The sequence below is a fragment of the Halostella salina genome (assembly GCF_003675855.1).
Taxonomy (GTDB): Archaea; Halobacteriota; Halobacteria; order Halobacteriales; family Natronoarchaeaceae; genus Halostella; species Halostella salina.
Genome location: NZ_RCIH01000006.1, coordinates 247,707 through 268,714, shown reverse-complemented (window position 1 = coordinate 268,714; position 21,008 = coordinate 247,707). Strand labels below are relative to the sequence as shown.

At 69.1% G+C, this 21,008-nt stretch carries 19 protein-coding genes and 1 tRNA gene; 10 read left to right on the top strand and 10 right to left on the bottom strand.

What is annotated here, in order from left to right:
• The first annotated feature begins 14 nt into the window (after positions 1 to 14).
• The 6 genes from D8896_RS13635 (at position 15) to D8896_RS13610 (ending at position 6,266) form a co-directional block, all read left to right on the top strand.
• Entirely contained in the window at positions 15 to 674 is a 660-nt protein-coding gene (locus D8896_RS13635) for a helix-turn-helix domain-containing protein (protein WP_121822655.1), read from the top strand.
• A gap of 88 nt (positions 675 to 762) precedes the next feature.
• Entirely contained in the window at positions 763 to 2,607 is a 1,845-nt protein-coding gene (locus tag D8896_RS13630) for an acetyl-CoA carboxylase biotin carboxylase subunit (protein ID WP_121822654.1), read from the top strand.
• 95 nt (positions 2,608 to 2,702) lie between these two features.
• Positions 2,703 to 3,440: a zinc ribbon domain-containing protein gene (locus D8896_RS13625; RefSeq protein WP_121822653.1), complete on the top strand. Its 738-nt coding sequence runs from the start codon at positions 2,703 to 2,705 to the stop codon at positions 3,438 to 3,440.
• A gap of 50 nt (positions 3,441 to 3,490) precedes the next feature.
• Positions 3,491 to 4,153, top strand: a complete 663-nt coding sequence (locus D8896_RS19470) for a zinc ribbon domain-containing protein (RefSeq protein ID WP_162991565.1) — start codon at positions 3,491 to 3,493, stop codon at positions 4,151 to 4,153.
• Between the two features lie 107 nt (positions 4,154 to 4,260).
• Positions 4,261 to 5,712 (top strand): hybrid sensor histidine kinase/response regulator, encoded by a 1,452-nt coding sequence (locus D8896_RS13615; RefSeq protein WP_121822652.1) that lies wholly within the window; start codon positions 4,261 to 4,263, stop codon positions 5,710 to 5,712.
• Between the two features lie 77 nt (positions 5,713 to 5,789).
• Positions 5,790 to 6,266, top strand: a complete 477-nt coding sequence (locus tag D8896_RS13610) for a cupin domain-containing protein (RefSeq protein ID WP_121822651.1) — start codon at positions 5,790 to 5,792, stop codon at positions 6,264 to 6,266.
• 5 nt (positions 6,267 to 6,271) lie between these two features.
• Here the strand turns inward: D8896_RS13610 and D8896_RS13605 are convergent, their stop codons facing one another.
• Positions 6,272 to 7,159, bottom strand: coding sequence for a DUF4097 family beta strand repeat-containing protein (locus D8896_RS13605; protein WP_121822650.1), 888 nt, complete (start codon positions 7,157 to 7,159; stop codon positions 6,272 to 6,274).
• 305 nt (positions 7,160 to 7,464) lie between these two features.
• Here D8896_RS13605 and D8896_RS13600 point away from each other — a divergent pair, with 305 nt between their 5' ends.
• Together D8896_RS13600 and D8896_RS13595 are read left to right on the top strand one after the other, a co-directional pair.
• Positions 7,465 to 7,977 (top strand): hypothetical protein, encoded by a 513-nt coding sequence (locus D8896_RS13600; protein ID WP_121822649.1) that lies wholly within the window; start codon positions 7,465 to 7,467, stop codon positions 7,975 to 7,977.
• A 447-nt stretch (positions 7,978 to 8,424) separates the two neighbouring features.
• Positions 8,425 to 10,161, top strand: a complete 1,737-nt coding sequence (locus tag D8896_RS13595; protein ID WP_162991564.1) for a histidine kinase N-terminal 7TM domain-containing protein — start codon at positions 8,425 to 8,427, stop codon at positions 10,159 to 10,161.
• A gap of 164 nt (positions 10,162 to 10,325) precedes the next feature.
• Here D8896_RS13595 and D8896_RS13590 read toward each other — a convergent pair.
• The 3 genes from D8896_RS13590 to thyX all read right to left on the bottom strand — a co-directional run bounded on the left by D8896_RS13590 (position 10,326) and on the right by thyX (position 11,809).
• Positions 10,326 to 10,400 (bottom strand) — tRNA-Glu (locus D8896_RS13590).
• 71 nt (positions 10,401 to 10,471) lie between these two features.
• Entirely contained in the window at positions 10,472 to 10,975 is a 504-nt protein-coding gene (locus D8896_RS20140; RefSeq protein WP_375137063.1) for a helix-turn-helix transcriptional regulator, read from the bottom strand.
• A 90-nt stretch (positions 10,976 to 11,065) separates the two neighbouring features.
• Positions 11,066 to 11,809: an FAD-dependent thymidylate synthase gene (gene thyX, locus D8896_RS13580; RefSeq protein WP_121822647.1), complete on the bottom strand. Its 744-nt coding sequence runs from the start codon at positions 11,807 to 11,809 to the stop codon at positions 11,066 to 11,068.
• 136 nt (positions 11,810 to 11,945) lie between these two features.
• On the opposite strand from thyX, the gene D8896_RS13575 reads away from it, so the two are divergent.
• The gene (locus D8896_RS13575; protein WP_121822646.1) at positions 11,946 to 12,527 is read left to right on the top strand and encodes an MBL fold metallo-hydrolase; all 582 of its coding nucleotides are present in this window, start codon (positions 11,946 to 11,948) and stop codon (positions 12,525 to 12,527) included.
• Positions 12,528 to 12,564: 37 nt separating this feature from the next.
• On the opposite strand, the gene D8896_RS13570 is transcribed toward D8896_RS13575, so the two are convergent.
• From D8896_RS13570 to D8896_RS13545, 6 genes are all read right to left on the bottom strand, one after another.
• The gene (locus D8896_RS13570) at positions 12,565 to 13,380 is read right to left on the bottom strand and encodes an ATPase (protein ID WP_121822645.1); all 816 of its coding nucleotides are present in this window, start codon (positions 13,378 to 13,380) and stop codon (positions 12,565 to 12,567) included.
• Positions 13,377 to 13,640 carry a DUF5827 family protein gene (locus D8896_RS13565; RefSeq protein WP_121822644.1) on the bottom strand — a complete coding sequence of 88 codons (264 nt, stop codon included), beginning with the start codon at positions 13,638 to 13,640 and terminating at the stop codon, positions 13,377 to 13,379. The genes D8896_RS13570 and D8896_RS13565 overlap by 4 nt, the downstream gene beginning before the upstream one ends.
• Before the next feature lie 226 nt (positions 13,641 to 13,866).
• Positions 13,867 to 16,839, bottom strand: a complete 2,973-nt coding sequence (locus D8896_RS13560) for an FAD-binding and (Fe-S)-binding domain-containing protein (RefSeq protein ID WP_121822643.1) — start codon at positions 16,837 to 16,839, stop codon at positions 13,867 to 13,869.
• A 137-nt stretch (positions 16,840 to 16,976) separates the two neighbouring features.
• Positions 16,977 to 17,579, bottom strand: a complete 603-nt coding sequence (sod, locus tag D8896_RS13555) for a superoxide dismutase (protein ID WP_121822642.1) — start codon at positions 17,577 to 17,579, stop codon at positions 16,977 to 16,979.
• A gap of 114 nt (positions 17,580 to 17,693) precedes the next feature.
• Positions 17,694 to 18,320 carry a hypothetical protein gene (locus D8896_RS13550; protein ID WP_162991563.1) on the bottom strand — a complete coding sequence of 209 codons (627 nt, stop codon included), beginning with the start codon at positions 18,318 to 18,320 and terminating at the stop codon, positions 17,694 to 17,696.
• An 86-nt stretch (positions 18,321 to 18,406) separates the two neighbouring features.
• Entirely contained in the window at positions 18,407 to 19,834 is a 1,428-nt protein-coding gene (locus tag D8896_RS13545) for a cryptochrome/photolyase family protein (RefSeq protein WP_121822640.1), read from the bottom strand.
• A 245-nt stretch (positions 19,835 to 20,079) separates the two neighbouring features.
• Here D8896_RS13545 and D8896_RS13540 point away from each other — a divergent pair, with 245 nt between their 5' ends.
• Positions 20,080 to 20,991: a DUF7504 family protein gene (locus D8896_RS13540; RefSeq protein WP_162991562.1), complete on the top strand. Its 912-nt coding sequence runs from the start codon at positions 20,080 to 20,082 to the stop codon at positions 20,989 to 20,991.
• Positions 20,992 to 21,008: the final 17 nt, after the last annotated feature.

The window sequence follows — 21,008 nt, the reverse complement described above, 5'->3', positions numbered from 1 at the left end:
CCCGACGTGCGGGCGTGAACTACGTCGACGTCCGGCTTCGCCAGCCCGACGGGATGCTCCACCCGATGCAGACGTTCATCCGCGAGGGGGACGCCGTCGAGCGCGAGGAGCTTCGGGCGTGGCACCTGCTCCGGGAGCGGGAGATCGAGTACACGCTGTTCTACGTCGAGGGCGACCGCGACCGCTACGAGGCGGCCATGGACGGCGTCGACTCCGTGCGGTGGTACGACTGCACGTCGGTCGACGACGGCTCCTTTCACGTCTACGTCTGCCAGGAAACGCGGGCCGAGGACCGGCGGTGGCGGTCGGCGTTCGCGGCGCTGGACCTCGTCGTCGTGCCGCCGATCGTGTACGACCGCGAGGCCGCGATGCGGCTGGTTGTCGTCGGGGCGAGCGAGGACATCCAGACCATGCTGGACGGCCTCCCCGACGGCATCGACGTGCAGGTGAACGCGATCGGCGAGTTCGACGAGCGACGGCCCACGCTGGCCGGGGCGCTCACCGCCCGGCAGTCGGAGGCGGTCGAGGTCGCTGCGGCGCTTGGCTACTACGACGTGCCGCGGACTGCGTCGCTCGCCGACGTGGCAGCCGAACTCGGCTGTGCCGAGAGCACCGCGTCGAACCACCTCCGGAAGGCCGAGTCGGCCGTGATGACCGAACTGGCCGGGCGGTGACGCCACGCTCGTCAACCTCCTGTCTATCTGGGTTCACGATACGGTAGCGAAACAATAAGGTGCCCGCTCCGTGTCACTACTCTCAAGAATGTTCAGGAAGGTTCTGGTGGCCAACCGCGGGGAGATCGCAGTCCGCGTGATGCGAGCCTGTGAGGAACTGAACATCGGCACCGTCGCCGTCTACAGCGAGGCCGACAAGAACGGCGGACACGTCCGCTACGCCGACGAGGCGTACAACGTCGGCCCGGCGAAGGCGAGCGAGTCGTATCTGGACCAGGCGGCGATCATGGAGGCCGCCCGGAAGGCCGACGCCGACGCCATCCACCCGGGCTACGGCTTCCTCGCGGAGAACGCCGAGTTCGCGGCCCGCGTCGAGGAGAGCGAGATCACCTGGGTCGGCCCGGAAAGCGACGCGATGGAGCAGATGGGCGAGAAGACGAAGGCCCGGACGGCGATGGCATCGGCCGACGTGCCCATCGTCCCCGGGACGACCGACCCCGTCGAGGACCCCGCCGAGGTCGAGCACTTCGGCGAGGAGCACGGCTACCCCGTCGCCATCAAGGCCGAGGGCGGCGGCGGCGGCCGCGGGATGAAGGTCGTCGAGAGCGCCGACGAGGCCGCCGACCAGCTGGAGAGCGCCAAGCGCGAGGGCGAGGCGTACTTCGACAACGATTCCGTCTACCTGGAGCGCTACCTCGAAAACCCGCGACACATCGAGGTACAGATCCTCGCCGACGAGCACGGCAACGTCCGCCATCTCGGCGAGCGGGACTGCTCGCTCCAGCGCCGCCACCAGAAGGTGATCGAGGAGGGACCGAGCCCCGCGCTCTCGGACGAACTCCGCGAGAAGATCGGCGAGGCCGCCCGCCGCGGCGTCAGCGAGGCCGGCTACACGAACGCCGGCACCGTCGAGTTCCTCGTCGAGGAGGAGGACCGCGACCCCGACGACCCGCTCGGGCCCGACGCGAACTTCTACTTCCTCGAGGTGAACACCCGGATTCAGGTCGAGCACACCGTCACCGAGGAGATCACGGGGATCGACATCGTGAAAGAACAGCTCCGGGTCGCGGCCGGGCAGGAACTCGAGTTCGCGCAGGACGACGTTACCTTCGACGGCCACGCAATCGAGTTCCGGATCAACGCCGAGAACGCCGCCAACGACTTCGCGCCCGCACAGGGCGGCGAACTGACGACGTACGACCCACCGGGCGGCATCGGCGTCCGGCTGGACGACTCGCTCCGGCAGGGCGACGAACTCGTCACGGACTACGACTCGATGGTCGCGAAGCTGATCGTCCACGGCTCCGACCGCGAGGAGTGCATCTCCCGGAGCCTCCGGGCGCTCCGCGAGTACGACATCGAGGGGATCGTCACCATCGTCCCGTTCCACCGCCTGATGCTCACCGACGAGCGGTTCACGAACGGCACGCACACGACGAAGTATCTCGACGAGGAACTCGACCGCGACCGCCTCACGGAAGCACAGGAGCAGTGGGGTACCGAGGGGACTGGAAGCGCGGACGATGACGACGAGGATGTGGTCGAGCGCGAGTTCACCGTCGAGGTCAACGGCAAGCGCTTCGAGGTGAACCTGGAGGAGCGCGGCGCGGCACCGGTCGCCGTCGAGTCCGCCGGCACCGGCTCCGCGACGGCCGAACGGCCCGACTCGGCCGGATCCGGCGGCGACGGTGGCGACGGCGGCACCGAGATCACCGGCGAGGGCGAGCAGGTGACCGCGGAGATGCAGGGCACCATCCTCGACGTGAACGTCGCCGAGGGCGACGAGGTCGCGTCCGGTGACGTGATCTGCGTGCTGGAGGCGATGAAGATGGAGAACGACGTGGTCGCCGAGCGCGGCGGCACCGTTACGGGGGTCGCCATCGACGAGGGCGACAGCGTCGACATGGGCGACGTGCTGGTCGTGCTGGACTGAGGCGGCCCGTCGTGCCGGGACGACCAACGGGCAGGATCCGGACGAAAACGGCGAGAGGGCAACGTTTTTCTCCCCTCCTTCTGACACGAAGACGAATGCCGGAGGAAATGGAGTTCTGCATCGAGTGCGGCGAGAGCCTCCCAGACACGGCTGCGTTCTGCCCGAGTTGCGGTCTGAACATCGACCGTGCGAGGGAGTCGAACGCCGGCGGTGGGTCGGCCCGGGCGGCCGAACCGGCGCGTGGCGGGACTGCCGACGCAGCGACGGGAGCGACCGCCGGTGGGACGGCGGACCGGACGAAGGAGCCGAACGCCGGCCGAGCGCCGGCCGGCGGCGGGACAGCGCGCTCGGAGGCGGCGTACGACGACGCCGGCGAGTCGCTCGTCGAAGAGGGCGAACAGATCAGCACGGTGGCGCTCCTGTTCATGGGGGTCGCCGGCGGGCTGTTCGTGCTTGCAGCGTTCATCCCGACCTGGTACATGAAATGCGTCGAGATGGAGCAGTTCGGGTACGGCTGTGCGAGTCACGCACCCGCCGATGTCCCGGCAGAGTGGCGGGCCTGGGTCGCGTTCTGGGGCGGGTTCGTGTTGCTCTCCCTGGCCGACGAGTACGCGAACCTCGGCGTGTTCGGTTCCTGGCGGATCAAGAAGTCGAAGGTCCTGCTCATCGCCGGGATATTCGGGATGGCACCCACCAGCGCGCTCGAACCGGTCAACGGGGAACTCCAGCTCGGCGCCGTCGTCATCCTGGCCGCCGGGTCGCTGATGTTGCTGTACGCGGTCCCTGCGATAGTCTGGCAGTGGCTGTTCGACAAGCGCATCGGGAGCCGGTGAGCCGCCCCGGTACCACAACAAACTTACAGTTTCGCCGGGGTGAGTCGGATATGCAGGAACCGGAGGCGGCACAGGAGGCGGCCGAGGCGGAGTATCTCCGGTCGCTCGCGGGGCGACTCGAGGGGGCCGGACTGTCCGAGCGCGACGACGGCCCGGAGGGGTACCGGACGAGGGTGTTCCACCGTCGTGGCGTCTCGCTGAAGAAGCTCGGCTACGTGGACACGTTCGTCGTCGTCGCGGAGTTCGATTCGCTCACGCCCGAGCGGGCCGAGGAGTTCAGCAAGGCCGCTTTCAAATACGGACTGGCCAACAAGTCGTGGTTCCCGCGGATTCTCGGCACCGCGCTGGTCGTCTATCCGGTCATCGTCGGCGAGGAGTTCGACCGCTCGGTACTGGACTGGATCAACTCCTACCGGAACAACCACCTGTCGTCGTACGAGTTCCCGGTCCTCGTCGACCCGACCCACCGGCGGACGTTCTACAACGACAAGCGGTCCATCATGGGGTGGCTCCACTACGGGAGCTTCCAGCGGTTCGCCGACCGGCGGATCGGGCCGGCCGGCGAGCCGGTCGAGCCGTCCCCGGCCGGCGACGCCGCCGAACCGGGAGGCGACGCACGCGGGCAGGGGGTCGAAGTGAACTACTGCCCGAGTTGCGGGTCGGAGATCAGCCACGACGCGGCGTTCTGTGGGTCCTGTGGCACCGAACTGTAGCGCCGGCTGACCGATCCGCGCTCACCGGTCCGCGCGCGACTCGACCGTTGCCCGTCAAAGCTGCCCGCAACCACCGAGTATTTACCTCCTCTTTGGCATGAACGACCATGGAGCCGTCAGGTCCGACATCGCTGACAGTCCTCCACGTCGAGGACGACCCGGCCTTTAGTACCTTGACGGCCACACGGCTCGAACGCACCGACGCCGTCGGGTCCATCCTCCAGGAGGCGACGGTCGACGACGGACTCGCCCGGGTCGAGGCCGTCGGGACGGGCGAGGGGGGCATCGACTGCGTGGTGAGCGACTACCGGCTGGACGGCGACGACGGGCTGGCGTTCCTGCGGTCGCTTCGTGAACGGTATCCCAACCTCCCCTTTATTCTGTTCTCCGGGGAGGTCGACGACGAACTGACGACGACGGCGTTCGAGGCGGGCGCGGACGACTGCGTCGCGAAGGGGACCGGCGAGCGGTTCGAGACCCTCGCCGCGCGGATCGAGCGCGCCGTCGAGAGTGCGCGGACGGCCGACGCCCTCGCGGAGAAGCGCCGACAGCGTGAGACGTTCGTCCGCAACCTCCCCGGGGTTGTCTACCGCGCGGCCATCGAGGACCCGTGGGAGATGGAGTTCGTCGGCGGACAGGCCGAGGCGGTGACCGGCTACCCCGCCGAGGCGTTCGAGCGCCGCGAAGTGTCGTTCGGCGACGACCTCATCCTGCCGGAGGACAACGACGAGGTCAACGACACCATCAGCGAGAGCGTATCGTCGGGGACGGCGTTCGAGGTGACCTACCGGATCCGGACCGCCGACGGTGACCTCCGCCACGTCTGGGAGCGCGGCGAACCGGTGTACGACGGCGGCGAGGCCGTCGCGCTCGAAGGGTACATCATGGACATCACGCCGCTTCGGGAGCGGGAACAGCGCCTCCGCGAACAGAACGAGCGGCTGGACGAGTTCGCGTCGCTCGTCTCCCACGACCTCCGGAACCCGCTGAACGTCGCCGTCAGCCACGTGTCGATGCTCCGCGAGGAGGTGGACGAACCGGACCGGCTCGATGCGATAGAGCGGTCGCTGGCGCGCATGGAGTCGATCATCGAGGACCTGCTCACGCTCGCCCGCGAGGGCCGCGGCGTCACCGACCCGACGCCCGTCTCGCTGCACGAGGTCGCCCACAGGGCCTGGCGGACCGTTCCGACCGACGACGCCGACCTGGTGGTGGCCGACGACCGCCGCGTCGTCGCCGACGAGGGGCGACTCGGCAGGCTCCTCGAGAACCTGTTCCGCAACTCCGTCGAACACGCCGCCTCCGACGGCGTCACCGTCACCGTGGGGACGCTCGACGATTCCGATCCGGAGGGCTTCTACGTCGCCGACGACGGGCCGGGGATCCCCGACGAGCGCCGGGACGCGGTGTTCGACCGCGGGTACACGACCGCGGAGACGGGGACCGGCTACGGGCTTGCAATCGTCGAACGGATCGCGGAAGCACACGGCTGGACGGTCGCGGTCGCGGGCGACGACGACGGGACGCGAATCGAGTTCACCGGAGTCGGCGACGCCTGACGACCGTCGGCAGCAACGGTGCGCCACGGACTCGCGGTTCACGAACGGTTTTGCCGGTCTCGGCCGTGTGCCCCCGCATGGAGAAAGTCGAGATCGACGAGGTCGAGAACCGGGTTAACCCGCTGAAGGTCCACAGCGTCCGCAAGCCGGTGTCGAAGGAACTCGGCACCGAGCACTTCGCGATGAACTACTTCGAACTCGCCCCGGGCGAGTCCTTTTCCGGCGGCCTCCACGCCCACGGCGACCAGGAGGAGGTGTTCTACGTCGAGTCCGGGACGGCCACGTTCGAGGTCGGTCTCGACCGCGAGACGGTCGCGGTCGACGCCGGGGAACTGGTCCGGTTCCCGCCGGGGCAGTTCCAGAAAGGGTACAACGACGGCGACGAGCGCGTCGTCGGCTGGGCGCTCGGCGCGCCCGGCGCGAGCCACGACTGGGACGAACTGCAGTCCAGAACCTACTGCCCCGAGTGCGAGGGCGAACGGACACACGACGTCGACATGGCCGAGGGGGCGTTCGAACTCACCTGCACCGACTGCGGGACGGTCCAGGGCTGACGGGACTACGACCCGCCGGCGATCTCCACGTCGCCGGTATCGGTCGACACGGACAGCGAGTTCGTCCCCTCGGCGACCGTCGCCTCGAACGTCGACTCCGTCTCGATCCGGCCGATGTCGCCCAGCGTCTCGACGACGATGTCGCCCGTCTCCGTCGAGACGACCACGCCGGCGTCCAGCGGCTCGGCGAACGACAGCGACACGTCGCCGGTGTCGGCCGAGACCGACGCGTTGCCCCCGACCCGCGTCGCCGACACCTCGATATCTCCCGTATCTGTTTCGACGTCGCCGAGTCGGGACGCGCCCGTCGCCGTCACGTCGCCGGTGTCCGCAGTCGCGCTCAACCGTCCGGCCACGCCGTCGATTCGCTGGTCGCCCGTGTCGCTCAGGGTCGTGAGGTCGCCCTCGACCGACACGGCCTCGATGTCGCCGGTGTCCGTCTCCACCCGTAGCGGGCCGGTCGCCCGCTCGACGGTCACGTCGCCGGTGTCGGCGATTACCTCCGCGACCCGGAACCCCTCGGGCACCGCGACCGCGACGTTCGCCAGCGGCGACGGCGAGAGCTGGAACAGCCCGTTCTCCTCCTCCTCCCGGTCGGTCGTGACCGAGACCGTATCGCCCTCCCGGCCGACCTGTACGTCGACCCGGTCCAGTCCCTCCTCGCCGGCGGCCCGCTTCGTCGCCTCGACGCGGACGTCGTCGCGTGATTCGGCGGTCACCGTCACGTCTCCAGCGTCCCCGTCGACGACCAGCGAACTCACGCCGTCGACCGCAACTGTCTCGGTGACGGTCTCTTCGGCCTCCCTCGAGGTGGTGATACAGCCCGCTAACCCGCCGAGGACGGCCGTGACACCGGTCCCGAGCAGGGTCCGTCTCGTCAGCGTGTCGCTCATACTACAGCCTGCGACCGGACACCCATTAAAACCGGAGCAGGTGTCGTTCGCGCGGGGATCCTGGGAAACGTATTTATAGGAGGTTCGGATCCGGCGAGTAGGGTCCCGCGTAGGCGTCGTTCCCGGGGGGAGGAGCGGTCACGACCCGAGATTCGCTCCCGATACCGTCCGAGAGGTGAGTCGACCGAAACGAATACTGACAGCGACACCGGCGAACAGACCGTTGCCGTCGTTCGCTCGTCGGCGCTCTCCCGATAACCCATCTGTCAGGTGCGTTTATTACGGAGTCCGGACTACTCCGAATTGTGACTGCTCCGCTCCAGTTTGCCCTGTTTCGCGCTCTGCAACTCCAGCCCGACCCCGGTTTCCACGTCGACATCGATATTGGCACCCTCGGCGGCGGTGCCGTCGGCGGGTTCGTAACGACGCTCACCATCGGAGCGATCATGATCGCGGTCGTTCCCGAGTACACCGAGCGAACGATGGCGTCGCTGGTCGACGAACCGGTCGACTCGGCCGTGTACGGGCTCCTCTGTCTCGTCGGCGTCGCCGCTCTGGCGGTCCTGTTCGTACTCACCCTCGTCGGTATCGTCGTCGCGATACCGCTCCTGATCGTCGCCTGGCTGTTGTGGGCGGTCGGGGCCGCCGTCGCGTACCTGGCCATCGGCGAGCGGCTGGTCGGCCGGGAGGACGGCTGGCTGAAACCGCTGTTCGTCGGTGCGGCGATCAACGGCGGGCTGTTGCTCACCGGCGTCGGCGGCATCGTCGCGTTCATCATCGGTGCGACCGGGTTCGGGGCCGTCGCCCGGCAGCTATAGTAGACACTGACCGTCGTTGCTTGCGGATCGCACGACCGCGTTGCGTTCAGCGTGTGAATCGTTCCAGTAGCAAGGGCGGGGCATTCAGCAGTGTGAGCCTCTGGAGCCGACGGTACCGACCGGACTCCGCCCGGCGGCGTCCGGGCGGCGGGCCGAAGCTGCGGGACGAAAAATGCGGCAGGGGGAGAGGGGGCGGCTGGTGGGATGTCAGGGCGGCGGTGTCGGATACTTGGTCCCGCCTCCGATCCGGGCGGGCATCTGTGGATCGAGGCCATGGGAATATCAAACGGAGTCCAGCGTTTCAGGCTCTGAAACAGTGGCGGCGTTCGGCGGGCCGATACGCCGTTGTCCGCGGGTTCGTTCCCGGCCTGCGACGGTCGGGACGCGTCCGCAGCCCACAACCCCGGAACCCATAAATATAATTACCTGTCGGGGGTGTGATTACGAGTGAGTAGCGCAGCGCAGTCCATGGCTATCCTGATGGTTATCTGTGCCGTCCCGATAGCCGGCTTCGCTGCGTACGCGTTCACCAACCGACAGCAACCCGGCGCACGCGGCTTCTTCCTCTGTCTCGTCGGCGAGGCCGGGTGGTCGGTCATGCTCGCCCTGATAACGTGGCCGACCCCGATACTGCCGGTGTATCTCAACACCGCCCTCCGCTTTGCGTTCCAGTCGCTGGTCATCTTCGGCTGGCCACTGCTCGTCTGGGAGTACACCCAGCGCGACACGGTCCAGTTGCGTCCGCGGTACGTCGTCGCCCTCCTCGTCGTTCCCGTCTTCACGGTCCTGCTCACCGCGACGAACCCGCTGCATCATCTCGTCATCATGCCCGAGACGCCCGCGAACCCGGTCGGTATCAGCGGGATCGTGCTCGGCCCCGGATATCTCCTCCAGATGGCGTTCGCGATCACGCTGGTCATGCTGCCCGTCGGCGTCCTGCTGTACGACCTGCGCTCGGCCCACGGCGACCACCGCAGGCAGCTCCTGTTGTTGCTCGCCGGCTGGGCCGTCGGCTTTCCGGGGGCGCTCCAGACGCACCTCTTCAGAACGATCGAGAGCATTCCCCTGTACGTCGACCTGACCCCTGTTACGTTCATCGTCGCCACGGGATTTTGGGGTGCGGCGGTGTTTCGCTACCGGCTGTTCGGCATGGTTCCGGTGAGCCGTCGCACGACGGTCGAGACGATGGCCGACCCCGTCGTCTCGGTCGACACCGAGGGGACGGTCGTCGACAGCAATCCGGCGGCACGCCGTCTCTTCGGTGCCGACGGCACCGTCATCGGCACGGACTTTGCCGAGTTCTGCCGGGACTATCCGGCGGTTCTCTCCCTGTACGAACCGGGCGTCGAGCGCAACGAGGAGATCACCCTGAACACGGACGACGGGACCAGGCACTTCTCGCTCCACGTCCGTCCGATCCAGCAGGGGACGACGGTGACCGGGTCGCTGATCGTCCTCCGGGAGATAACCAGACTGCGGGAGCGCGAGCGCGAACTGGACCTCCTGAAACAGGTCTTCGGTCGCGTGTTCCGGCACAACATCCGAAACGAGTTGACCGTCCTCCAGGGGCAGGCCGAACTCATTGAGGAGCGGGACGAAGACGGCACGTTCGAGGCACAGACCACCCGGATCTCCGGTTCCACCGACAGGCTGCTCGCCCACACCGAGAAGGCCATCAGCCTCCGGAAAGTGATAGACGGCGAGACGACGGCCCGACGCGTGAACCTGGGTTCGGTGACAGCCGACCGGGTGCGAGACTGCCGGACAACGTATCCGGAGGCCCGTCTGGAAACGGATCTCGACGACGTGTCCGTCAGCTCCCTGCCGGTAGTCGGGAAGGCCATAACGGAACTGATCGAGAACGCCATCCGACACTACTCCGGCGACGAGCGTGACGTGCACGTCCGGCTGACGACCCGCCGAGGGGAGACGACCGGAACGCTCGTGATCGCGGACAACGGACCGGGGATCGACCCGTACGAGGTAGCCACCCTCGAGGAGAACGAGGAGTCGGTTCTGCAACACGGATCGGGCGTCGGGCTGTGGATGGTTCGGCTGATCATCCAGAAATCCGACGGAACGTTCAGGATCAGCGCCGACTCGGAACTCGGCGGGACCCGGGTCGAACTGACGTTCCCGCTCGCGGCGTCAACCGACGGTGACGATGACGACCGGCAGCGGTAGCGACTGCTGCTCGCGGGAGCGTATCGGCAGTAGTGGGGACTGGGATCAGGGAGACGCGAATCTGCGTCCCACCCGGATCTCCGCGGTTCCTGTCCCGCATATCCGTTGACTGCCCACGAATGCTCGCGACACGGCAGTCGCTCGCCGAGTGGTTCGCGGAAAAGTGCTCCGGCAGGGATTTGAACCCTGGTCCTTGCCGTGAGAGGGCAAGATGATTGGCCGGACTACACCACCAGAGCGCATCCTACCCTAAACCGGGCTGGTAATTTAACGGTTGCGCTTCGTCGTCGCCGTGTGGCGGTTCCCCGTGTCACTCGTCGTCGAAGGGGGAGCCGGCGGCCGCCGGTTCGTCGCCGTCGAGGCTGATGATGTTCTCACGGCCGACGCGGAGTTTGCTGATGGTCCCGTCCTCGGCCATCTCGGAGAGAAGCATGCTCACCTTGGACTTGGACCACTCGGTTTCCTCGACGATGTTGACCTGCTTCATGCGGCCGTCGTTCGCCTCCAGCAGCGCGACGACGCGGTCCTCGTCGGAGAGGGCCTCGGGTTCCTCGTCCGCCGGTTCGGCCGGTTTGGCCGCATCCGCGACATCGGGTTCGGGCGGGTCCGGTGTGCCGTCCGCGTCCACCTCGTCGGAGCGTCCCCTAAGCGCTGCGGCGGCGACGACGCCGGCGACGAGCAACACGACCACTCCGACCATCGGGTCGGGGTCGACTGTGGCAGGGCCAGCGGTCCCGTCCCCGGCGACTGCGACCCCCGCGTGGGGGCCGTCGGGAGGAAGAAGCGCGACGGCGAAACCGAACGGCCCAGTCATTCGTGTAAGCCAATTCGTGGCTGTATGAAAATCCTTGCGACCGCCGGGTCGGGCGTCCCGCTGCAACGGCCCGGGACTGATACCGTCACGTCAGGGCGCGAGACGGTTCTTGCGGCCCTTCATGTGCTCCTCGTAGTGTTCGAACGTGATCGGACACCAGTCCGCCGCAAGGTCGAGCACCGCCTCGGTCAGTTCGCGGATCTCCCACTGGGCGTCCGCCGCGGCGCGCATGTCGGCGACATGCATCAGCATCCGCGCGTTCATCGACATCACCATGTTCACCTCGGTTCCGATGGGGAGGACGAACCGCGCGTCCTCGGGCGGCATCCCGAGTTCGAGCAGTTCCTGATACTCCTCGACCGAGCGCCGCACGGATTCGCGGAACAGCTCCTCGCGCTGCTCGACCGTCTCCTCGTCGACCGTGCCGGACTGCTGGTTGCGGCCGACCCAGTCGGGGTCGGTCGCCGAGGGCGGCGTGACGACCATCTCGCCGTCCTCGACGGCGGCGGGGTCGACCTCGTCGAAGGAGACGTACCGCATCGACTGCACGTCGAAGCTGACGTGCCGATGTCGGGTGATCTGGGCCATACAGGAGCGGCTGATCCCCTTCACCGCGAAGGTCGCCTGCGGGTGCTCGAACGGGCCGAAGTGGCCGTGGTCGAGCAGGTGGCCGATGAGGGTCCGCTTTTTCTCCTCGATCGTGTCGCCCTCGGTGGTCGCCATCACCTCCTCGAACGACAGGTCGCCGACGAACTCCCCCATGTAGTCGTTTCGCGCCGCGGTACAGAGCACGCGCTCCGGGTTCTCGGTCGCCTCAAGCAGTTCGACGTCCATGCTGGGTCACTGCGTTGCCAGTCACGCTCGCCCGACAAAAGCGTTCCTCGTCGCTCGCGGCCGGGGTTCCGTCGCTCGGTTCCCGGCCGCGTCCGGGACGGCAAGACACAAGCGACGTGGGGGACTACCGACCGCTATGATCCACAACCTCGCCGCCGACGTTCAGGCCTTCACCAGCAACGCGTTCCTCGTCGACGGCGACCGGACGACGCTCGTCGACGCGGGCGCGAACTTCGACATCGTCCCGTCCATCGCGGAGCGCGTCGACGACCTGGACGCGCTCGTACTCACCCACACCCACCCCGACCACGTCGGCAACCTGCCGGACGTGGTCGAGTCGTTCGGCGTCGACGTGTGGGGGTTCGACCCCGAGGGGGACGGCGTCGACCACGCGATACCCGACGAGGGGACGGTGACGATCGGCGACGACGAGTACCTCGCGCTACACACACCGGGCCACAAGGACGACCACCTCTGCTTCTACTCGCGGGCCGCCGGCGTGCTGTTCGCCGGGGACCTCGTGTTCCCGAACGGCGGGTTCGGCCGGACCGACCTCGCGGAGGGCGACCGCGCGACGCTGATCGAGAGCATCGAGCGCGTCGAGGCCGCCGTCGACGACGACCTGGGGGAACTCCACGCCGGACACGGGCCCAGCGTCGCGCGGAACGCGTACTCCCACATCGAACTGGCGTCCGAGGCGGCCCGTCACACGCCGTAAGCGGCGCGGCGTTTCTGGAATCTCTGCCCGCCGGCGGTCACTCCAGCGCCGCGGCGAGGACGGCGTCGAACGCGACCTCGTAGGCGTCGGCGACCGCCGCCGGGTCGGTGCGGTCCTCGTCCGGGAGCGCCGGGAGCGCGACGGTCGCGGTCGGGTCCACCACGTCTATCACGTCCCCGACGGACTCCTCCAGGCGACCGCCGCGGGCGCTCCCGCCGACGACTTCGGTGGCCCGCAGATACCGCTCGCCGTCGAACACGCGCACCCGGCCGGGTTCAACCGCGGCGACGGCGTCGAACGACACGTCGCGGAGCGGCACCGCCACGTCGCCGTAGGACTCGACGACGGCGCGCTCGCAGTCGACGACGCGCTCCGCGAGACGCTCCAGCGCGGGGAGGTAGCGCTCGCGGGTCACCTCGTCCAGCGCCGCCGCCGAGTCGACGACCGTCGCGCCGTCGAGCGGCAGCCCCTCGCGGACGACGTCGGGCACGTCCGCGGCCGCGCCCACGACGAACTCGTCGCCGTCGGGCGTCCGCAGTCGGTCGGCGACCAACCGGCGGTCGCCGCGGCCGACGATCCCGGTGCCGCCGGCCGGTGCGGGCCGCCAGAGCCTGTGGATCGGGTTGATCGCCTCGGGTCGAACGTCGGCGGCACTGGCCGCCGCGAGCCGTTTCGCATCCTTGCCGTAGAGCCGGCCGTCGGCGACGGCCCGCACCACGTCGTCGTGGTCGAACCAGTGGTCGTTGCCGGCGCGGGGCTTGAAGCCGAGGCCGTCGACCCGGTGGAGCAGGCCGGTCGAGAACGTCGTCTTGCCGGCGTCGACGCGGTCGCTCCCGACGACCAGCAGCCTCATGCGAGCCCGTAGTACCCCGGTTCGTCGTCGGCCCGCGGCTCGGCGACCACGAGGTCCTCGGCGTTGTTCATGATCCACGGGATCGCCCAGTCGAGCAGCACGTCCTCGGTCTCGACGTCGATCTCGGCGTCCGGCTCCAGTTCCTGGAGCATGCGGGCGATCTCGTAGACGGTGTACATCCGGTCGTCGTCGAGCAGTTCCTCCGGGGTGTAGAAGTCACAGGGGTGTAGCTCGTCGAACTCCGATTTCGGGACGGGCATGCGCCCCGTTACGCGGAAGGCAGGGGTAAATCGCACGGTGTCGTAAAGCAGGAACGGGGGTGGGTGAAGCCCCCGGGCTGACAGACGCCGACGAAGCCGGGCGTGACGAGACCGGGTGCGGGCGGCGATGGGTACGCGCCGCGTCCGCAGTCGAACGGAGCCGTCGCTACAGTATAAAAATATCGGAAATAATATATTTAGGGCTATTGAGCCGTCCCGACGCTCCCTACAGCGCGTCCGCGAGCTTCTCGACGGGGTGGGGCGACCGCTCCGCCCCGTTACGGTCGCCCAGTTGCGTCCGGCAGGACGCGCCCGGCGCGACCACCTCGTCCCCGCGGCTCTCGGCGACCTGGTCGAACAGGATCGATCCGATCTCCCGGGAGAGGTCGTAGTGCTCGGCCTCGTAGCCGAACGACCCGGCCATGCCACAGCAGCCCGAGTCGAGCGGGTCGACGTCGTAGCCGGCCCGCCGGAGCACGCCGACGGCGTGGTGGTCGGTCCCCAGCGCCTTCTGGTGGCAGTGGCCGTGGTAGGTCAGCGACTCGTCGGGCGCGTCGAACGCGATCCGCTCGTCGACCCGCCGCCGGTCCAGATACTCGCAGACGCCCGCGGCGTTGGCGGCGACGGCTTCGGCCGCCGCCCGCCGGTCGTCCGCGATCAGGTCCGGCACCTCGTCCCGCACCATCGACGCGTCCGAGGGCTCGACGAACAGGAGCGACGCCCCGTCGGCGACCCGGGGTTCGACGGCGTCGACCAGCGACCGGGCGCGGTCGGCGGCCGCGTCGAGTAGCCCCTGCGAGTAGGCGGCGCGGCCCGTCGGCCCCACGTCAGCCAGTTCGACGCGTACGTTTGCCGCCTCCAGCACGCGGACCGCCGCCTTCCCCGGCCCGGGGTAGCAGTAGTTCGTGTACGTGTCCGGGAACAGCAGGACGCTGTCGGCCGCCTCCGCCGCGGGGACGGCCGGGCCGCCGCGGGCGTCGAACCAGTCCGTCAGGGACTCGCGGCTGAACGAGGGGAGCGACCGCTCCGGGGCGACCCCGAACAGCCGCTCGGCGACGGCGTCCGCGCCCGGCAGCCGCTGGGCGAGGTTCGACAGCGGCGCGGTCGCGCTCCCGAGCGCGGCGACGCGGTCGATGTTGCCGAACAGCCGCTCCCGGCGGCCGGTCCCTTCGCGCTCGTGGTAGTCGTGTTTCAGCTCCGCCTTCAGCTTCGCCATGTCGACGCCGGTCGGACAGTCGCTCTTGCAGGCCTTGCAGCCGACACAGAGGTCGAGCACCGCCGACTGGAACCGCTCGCTGTACAGCTCGTCCGCGGGGAGTTCGCCGCTTATCCCCGCCCGCAGGAGGTTCGCCCGCCCCCGGGTCGTGGCTATCTCCTCCCCGGTCGTCCGGAACGTCGGACACATCGTGTCCGCGTCCGTCTGCCGGCACGTCCCACAGCCGTTGCACAGCTCGACAAGCTGGTTGTAGCCTCCCTCCGCCGAAAAGTCCTGGACCGTCCCCCGCTCGACGGTGGCATACTCGGGGCCGTAGCGCAGGTGCTCGCGGATGTCAGTCGGGTCATCGTCCCGGAACACGACCTTCCCGGGGTTCAGCAGCCAATCGGGGTCGAACGCCGATTTTACCGTCTTGAACGCGTCCCACAGTTCCGGGCCGTACAGCTTCGGATTGAACTGCGTCCGGGCGAGCCCGTCGCCGTGCTCGCCGGAGAACGCCCCGTCGTACTCGGCGACCAGCGAGGTCACGTCCTGGGCGATGGACCGAAGCTGCTCGACGCCGTCCTCGGTCTTTAAGTTCAGTATCGGCCGGACGTGGAGCGTCCCGACGCCGGCGTGGGCGAAGTACGCCGCCGAGGTGTCGTGGTCGTCGAGTATCTCCCGGAACCCCTCGACGTACTCCGCCAGATCCGCGGGCGGCACCGACGCGTCCTCGACGAACGGGTACGGCTTCGGGTCGCCGTCGAGGCTCATCAGCAGCGGGATGGCCGCCTTGCGGAGCTTCCAGAGCTTCGCCTGCTCGTCGTCGTCGAACGCCGCCAGCGCGTCGTAGGCGGGGCCGCCGTCCAGCAACCGCGCGTCGGCGGCCTCGACGGCCGCCGGGAGGTCCCCATGGCGCTCGTCGTCGAACTCGACCATCAGCGCCGCGGCGGCGTCGTCGGGGACGGGCTCGGCGTACGCCGCGTACTCCGCCGACTCGCGGGCCAGCCGGAACACCTCGTCGTCCATCAGTTCGACCGCGCTCGGCTCCAGGTCGAGCGCCTCGGGCACGGCCCGCATCGCGTCGACGAGGTCGTCGTAGGCGTACAGCGCCAGCGCCGTCTCGTCGGGCTTCGTCACCAGCGACAGCGTCGCCTCGACGACGACGCCGAGCGTCCCCTCCGCGCCGACGAGCAGCTTCGAGAGGTTGATCACCCTGTCGCCGTCCGCCTCCCTGATCACTTTCTGGAGGTTGTAGCCGCTGACGGAGCGCTTGAGGTCGGGGTACCGCTCGGCTATCTCGTCGGCGTTGTCCTCGACGACCGCGCGGACCGTCCGGTAGATGTCGGCCTCGCGGTCGTCCTTGCCGACGATCGCCGCCCACTCGTCGCTGTCTATCACCACGTCCCGGGTCCGGATCGCGGAGCCGTCCGCGAGCACCACCCGGAGCTCGTCGACGTACGCGTCCGTGATCCCGTAGCGGACGGAGTGTGCGCCCGTCGAGTTGTTGCCGATCCCGCCGCCGATCGTCGCCCGGTTCGCCGAGGCCGGGTCGGGCGCGAACTTCAGGCCCCACTGCGCGAGGTGGTCGTCGAGGTGGTCCTGCACGACGCCGGGCTGGACCGTCGCCGTCTGTGCGTCGGGGTCCACCGCGACGATGTCGTCCATGTGCTGCGAGCAATCCAGAACGAGACAGCCCGGCCCGACGGTCTGGCCTGCCAGCGACGACCCGGCCCCGCGCGGGAGGACGGGGACGCCGTGCTCCCCGGCGACGGTCACGGCGGCCGCCACGTCGTCCGCGTCCGTCGGGAACGCTACCCCTGCCGGCCGGGCCTGGTAGACGCTCCCGTCGGTCGCGTACAGCACCTGCGTGTACTCGTCGAAGCGCACGTCGCCCGCCATCGCCGACCGGAGGTCCGCGGCGAGGGCCGCGGACGCCTCCGCGTCGGGGCCGGCGACCCCCTCGGGAACGATGCCCTCGCTCGGCTCTCCGTCGGCTGCCATGGTCGGGCCACGCGGGCCAGCATCATCAAAGTACGTCCCGCGGTATCGCGTGTCACATCGGACGGACGGGCGATAACTTGCGGTACGACGTTCGAAAAATGGAGTCGGTGAACGGCTCGACGCTTACGGGACGGAGCTCACTCGAACAGCTCTGCCACGTCGTGGTAGTTCTCGGCGACGGTGTCCCAGTCGACCACGTCGAAGAAGCCGTCGATGAAGCTGCCGCGGTCGGGGCCGTAGTCGTAGTAGTAGGAGTGCTCCCACACGTCCAGCGCGAGGATGGGGTGTGCGCCCCAGAGCGCGCCCTGGTCGTGCTTGTCGACCGCGACGTTGCGGAGCTGCTTGGCGACGGGGTCGTACACCAGCAGCGCCCAGCCGCCCGCGGCGCTCGCGGCGGCCTCGAACTCCCCCTTCCAGCCCTCGTAGGAGCCGAAGTCCTCCTCGATCCGGTCGAGGAGGTCGCCGTCGGGCTCGCCGCCGCCGTTGGGGTCCATGTTCTCCCAGAACAGCGTGTGGAGATAGTGACCGCTGCCGTTGTGGGTCACGTTGCCGAGCGCGCCGGCGGTGGAACCGTAGTCGCCGGACTCGCGGTTCTCGGCCAGCGTCTCCTCGGCCGAGTTGAGGCCGTTGACGTACCCCTGGTGGTGGGTGTCGTGATGCCACGTGAGCACCTGTTCGCTGATGGCCGGTTCGAGCGCGTCGTAGTCGTACGGAAGCGGTGGGAGTTCGTGGTCGGACATAGTAAGTACCTCGACTAACACGTTCCCCGCGACGCCAGTTAAAGCTACATGAACCGGCCACCGTCTCCGTAAGGAAATTTCAGTAACGCCGGTGAAACGTTCGCCGACGGTCGGTCAGCGCTCGTCCCGGCCGGCCAGCGCGCGGGCGGCGACGCCACCAGCGATCCCGCCGAGCGCGACGAGCGCGCCGAACCCCGGCAGCCCGGTCCCGGTATCGGTGTCGCCGCCGCCGTCGCCGTCCTCGGTCCCGGTTCCCTCGACCGTCGGTCCCGACGCGTTCCGCGCCAGCCCGTCGTCGGGGATCTGTTCGCCGCTGAGCCGGAGGTAGTCGCCGTCGCAGTCGACCGCCTGGGAGATCAGGAACGGCGTGCCGCGCTCGATGCGCGCCGCGGTGTCGTCCACGTACAGGTCGAGCTCCCGCTTCTGCGGGTCGTCCCGGAGCCGGTCGACGAGGATGCCGTTGTACAGCTCCGCCTGCGTCGGCGTCCAGCCGACCTCGCAGTTGTCGACGGCGGCGGGGTTGCCGTCCCGGTCCGGCCGGTGCGTCGCGATCACGATCTGCCCGGCGTAGTTGTTCGTCCACGGCTCGCCCTGCGACCGGATAACGATGTCCCGCGTCGCCTGTGACTCCTGTGCCGCGGCGGGCGTCGCCGCGACGCCGGCCCCGCCGACGACTCCCGCCACCCCGGCGAGATACGTTCGCCGCCCGATACGCCGGTCGCTGTCGCTCTGGTCGCTCACGTGTCTCACCCCCCATCAGCGATCCGGGCCTCGAACTACCTAACGGCTGGGTGCGGTCCGCGCCCGACGAAGACGGTAAGCCGACGTTACTCGTCCCCTCGTGCCCGCTCGAACGTCTCGATCGCTTCCTCGCGACGCTCGCCGTGGTCGACGATCGGGGCGGGGTAGCCCGGCGCGGTCCGCTGGCGCTCGGTCAGCGACAGGTCGGGCCACTCGTGGATCTGCCCGGCGGTCGCGTCCTGCAGTTCCGGGACGTACTCGCGGACGTACTCGCCGTCCGGGTCGTATTGCTCGCACTGGCTCGTCGGGTTGAAGATCCGGAAGTACGGCTGTGCGTCCGTGCCGGTCGAGGCGGCCCACTGCCAGCCGCCGTTGTCGTTCGCGGTGTCGTGGTCGACCAGCTTCTGCCGGAACCAGTCGTACCCTTCACGCCAGTCGATCAGGAGGTCTTTCGTCAGGAACGCGGCGACGACCATCCGGACGCGGTTGTGCATCCACCCCTCCTCGCGGAGCTGTCGCATCCCGGCGTCGACCAGCGGATAGCCCGTCTTCCCCCGCTTCCACGCGTCCAGCGCCTCGTGGTCCTCGCGCCACTCGATGGCGTTCTCGTACGCCTTGTAGTTCTCCGACACCACTTCGGGGTTGTAAAACAGGACGTGCGTGTAGAACTCCCGCCAGGCGAGTTGCGACTGGAACTCCTCGACGGACTCGGCGGCGTCCGCCGCCTCGTCGTCGGGTTTTGACTCGGCCGCTGCCATCGCGTCCGCCGTCGCGTCGTACACCTCCCGGATCCCGATGGTTCCCCACTTGAGATGGGCCGAGAGCCGCGAGGTCACGTCGTCAGCCGGGTAGTCCCGGCGCTCCTCGTACTCGAAGATGGGGCCGTCCACGAACGCGTCGAGCAGGTCGCGGGCGCGCTCGGCGCTCGCCGGCGGCACGTCCGCCTCGGGGTCGTCGAAACCGAGGTCGGACAGGGTCGGAAGCTCGCCGGGGTCGACGGCGTCGGGCGCGGCCAGGTCGTCGGCCGTCGGCGGGTCGGACGGCGACTCCTTCTCGCGGTCCAGCCACTTCCGGCCGAAGTACGTGAACACGGAGTACGGGTCGCCGTCGTTGGTCGTGATCGAGCCGGGCGGGTGGTGGACGGCGTCGTGGACGCTCTCGCGGGCCACGTCGGCGTCGTCCAGCGCTCTGCGGACGGCGGCGTCGCGCTCCCGCGCCAGGCCGGAGTAGTCCTTCGCCCACGTGACGCCGTCAGCGCCGCAGGCGTCCGCGAGGTCGGGAAGGACCTCGCGCGGGTCGCCCTGCCGGACGACCAGGTCGCTCCCGCGCTCGCGGTACGCCTCGCGCAGCGCGTCAAGCGCGTCCAGCATGAACGCGACCCGCGGCGGCGAGCCGTGGGCCAGGACGTTCGGATCGAAGACGAAGACCGGGACGACGGGACCGTCGGCGGCCGCCCGCGACAGCGCGCGGTTGTCCGCGACCCGCAGGTCCCGCCGGTGCCAGTGAAGTCGCATACCCTCCATGAGGACGGTGGCGGCAAAAGCGCGGCGGGCGAGACGCTCCGTGTCGCGGCCGGCACGGGAGCGCGGTGTCGCCCGGCGAGGGAGCCACGGCCAGCGCCCGTGGTCCGATCCGTGAAACCCTGAAGCGATCCCTCGCATGTCGCCTGCGGGCGGTCTCCCCCTTCCCGGAAGGTGGTCGGTGCACATGGTTTTATACCACGGGGTGCCGAACGTCGTGTCAACTCGGAGAGATCAAGATGTCGGAGACGAGGGCAGTACTCGGAGAGTCGGGGGCGCACGCGCTCGTGTGTGCCCGGACGTTCGGCGCCGACGAGCGTGCCAGATGCCTCGACATCGTCGCCGGCCCGGACCCCGGCGCGCGGACCGTGCTGGCGGTAGCCTGTGGCCGGTCCGCAGACGGGTTCGTCAAGCGGTGGCTGGACCACGTCGACACCGTCCCCACGCATCTCGGCGTCGTCGACGTGGGCGAACGCACCCGGGCGGCGGTCGCGACGCCGTCGTCCGGGGAGAGCGCGGTCCGTGGGGTGCCCGACCCCGGCGACCTGGACGGCGTCCGGACCGCGGTCGAGTCACTCCTCGACGCCTGGACGCCGCTGTCGGGCGACACCGTGGTGTACCTCGACGCGGTCGAATCGCTTCTCCACGCCGCCTCCCTGCCGGCGCTGACGCGCTTCTTGGAGGAGTTCGGCGCGGCGCTGTCGGCGCGACCGGCGAGCCTCTGTGCGGCGTTCGAAACCGGTGGATGCGAGGACGCGACGGTCGCGGCGGTCGCCGGAGCGTTCGACAGCGTACTGGACCTGGACGGCCGCCGGCGGACTGCCGTCACGGAGCAACTCGACCCCGGGACACTGTTCGAACTGCTGTCGAACCGCCGCCAGCGGCTCGTTCTGCGACGGCTCGTCCGCGACCGCGACGGCCTCCCCCTCTACGACCTCGCAGAGTGCGTGGCCGAGGCGGAGGATGCGGACGGCGACCGGGAGCACCGCGGTCGGGTGTACACCAGCCTCCACCACGTCGACCTGCCGAAGCTGACGGACGCGGGGGTCGTGACCGTCGACGACGACGTCGTCCGGCCGACCGACGCCATCGCCGCGGTCGAACCCCACCTGTCAATGGCCGGGGAGTCGACAAACGGGGACGCACCGTGACCGATCGGGCGGCGTCG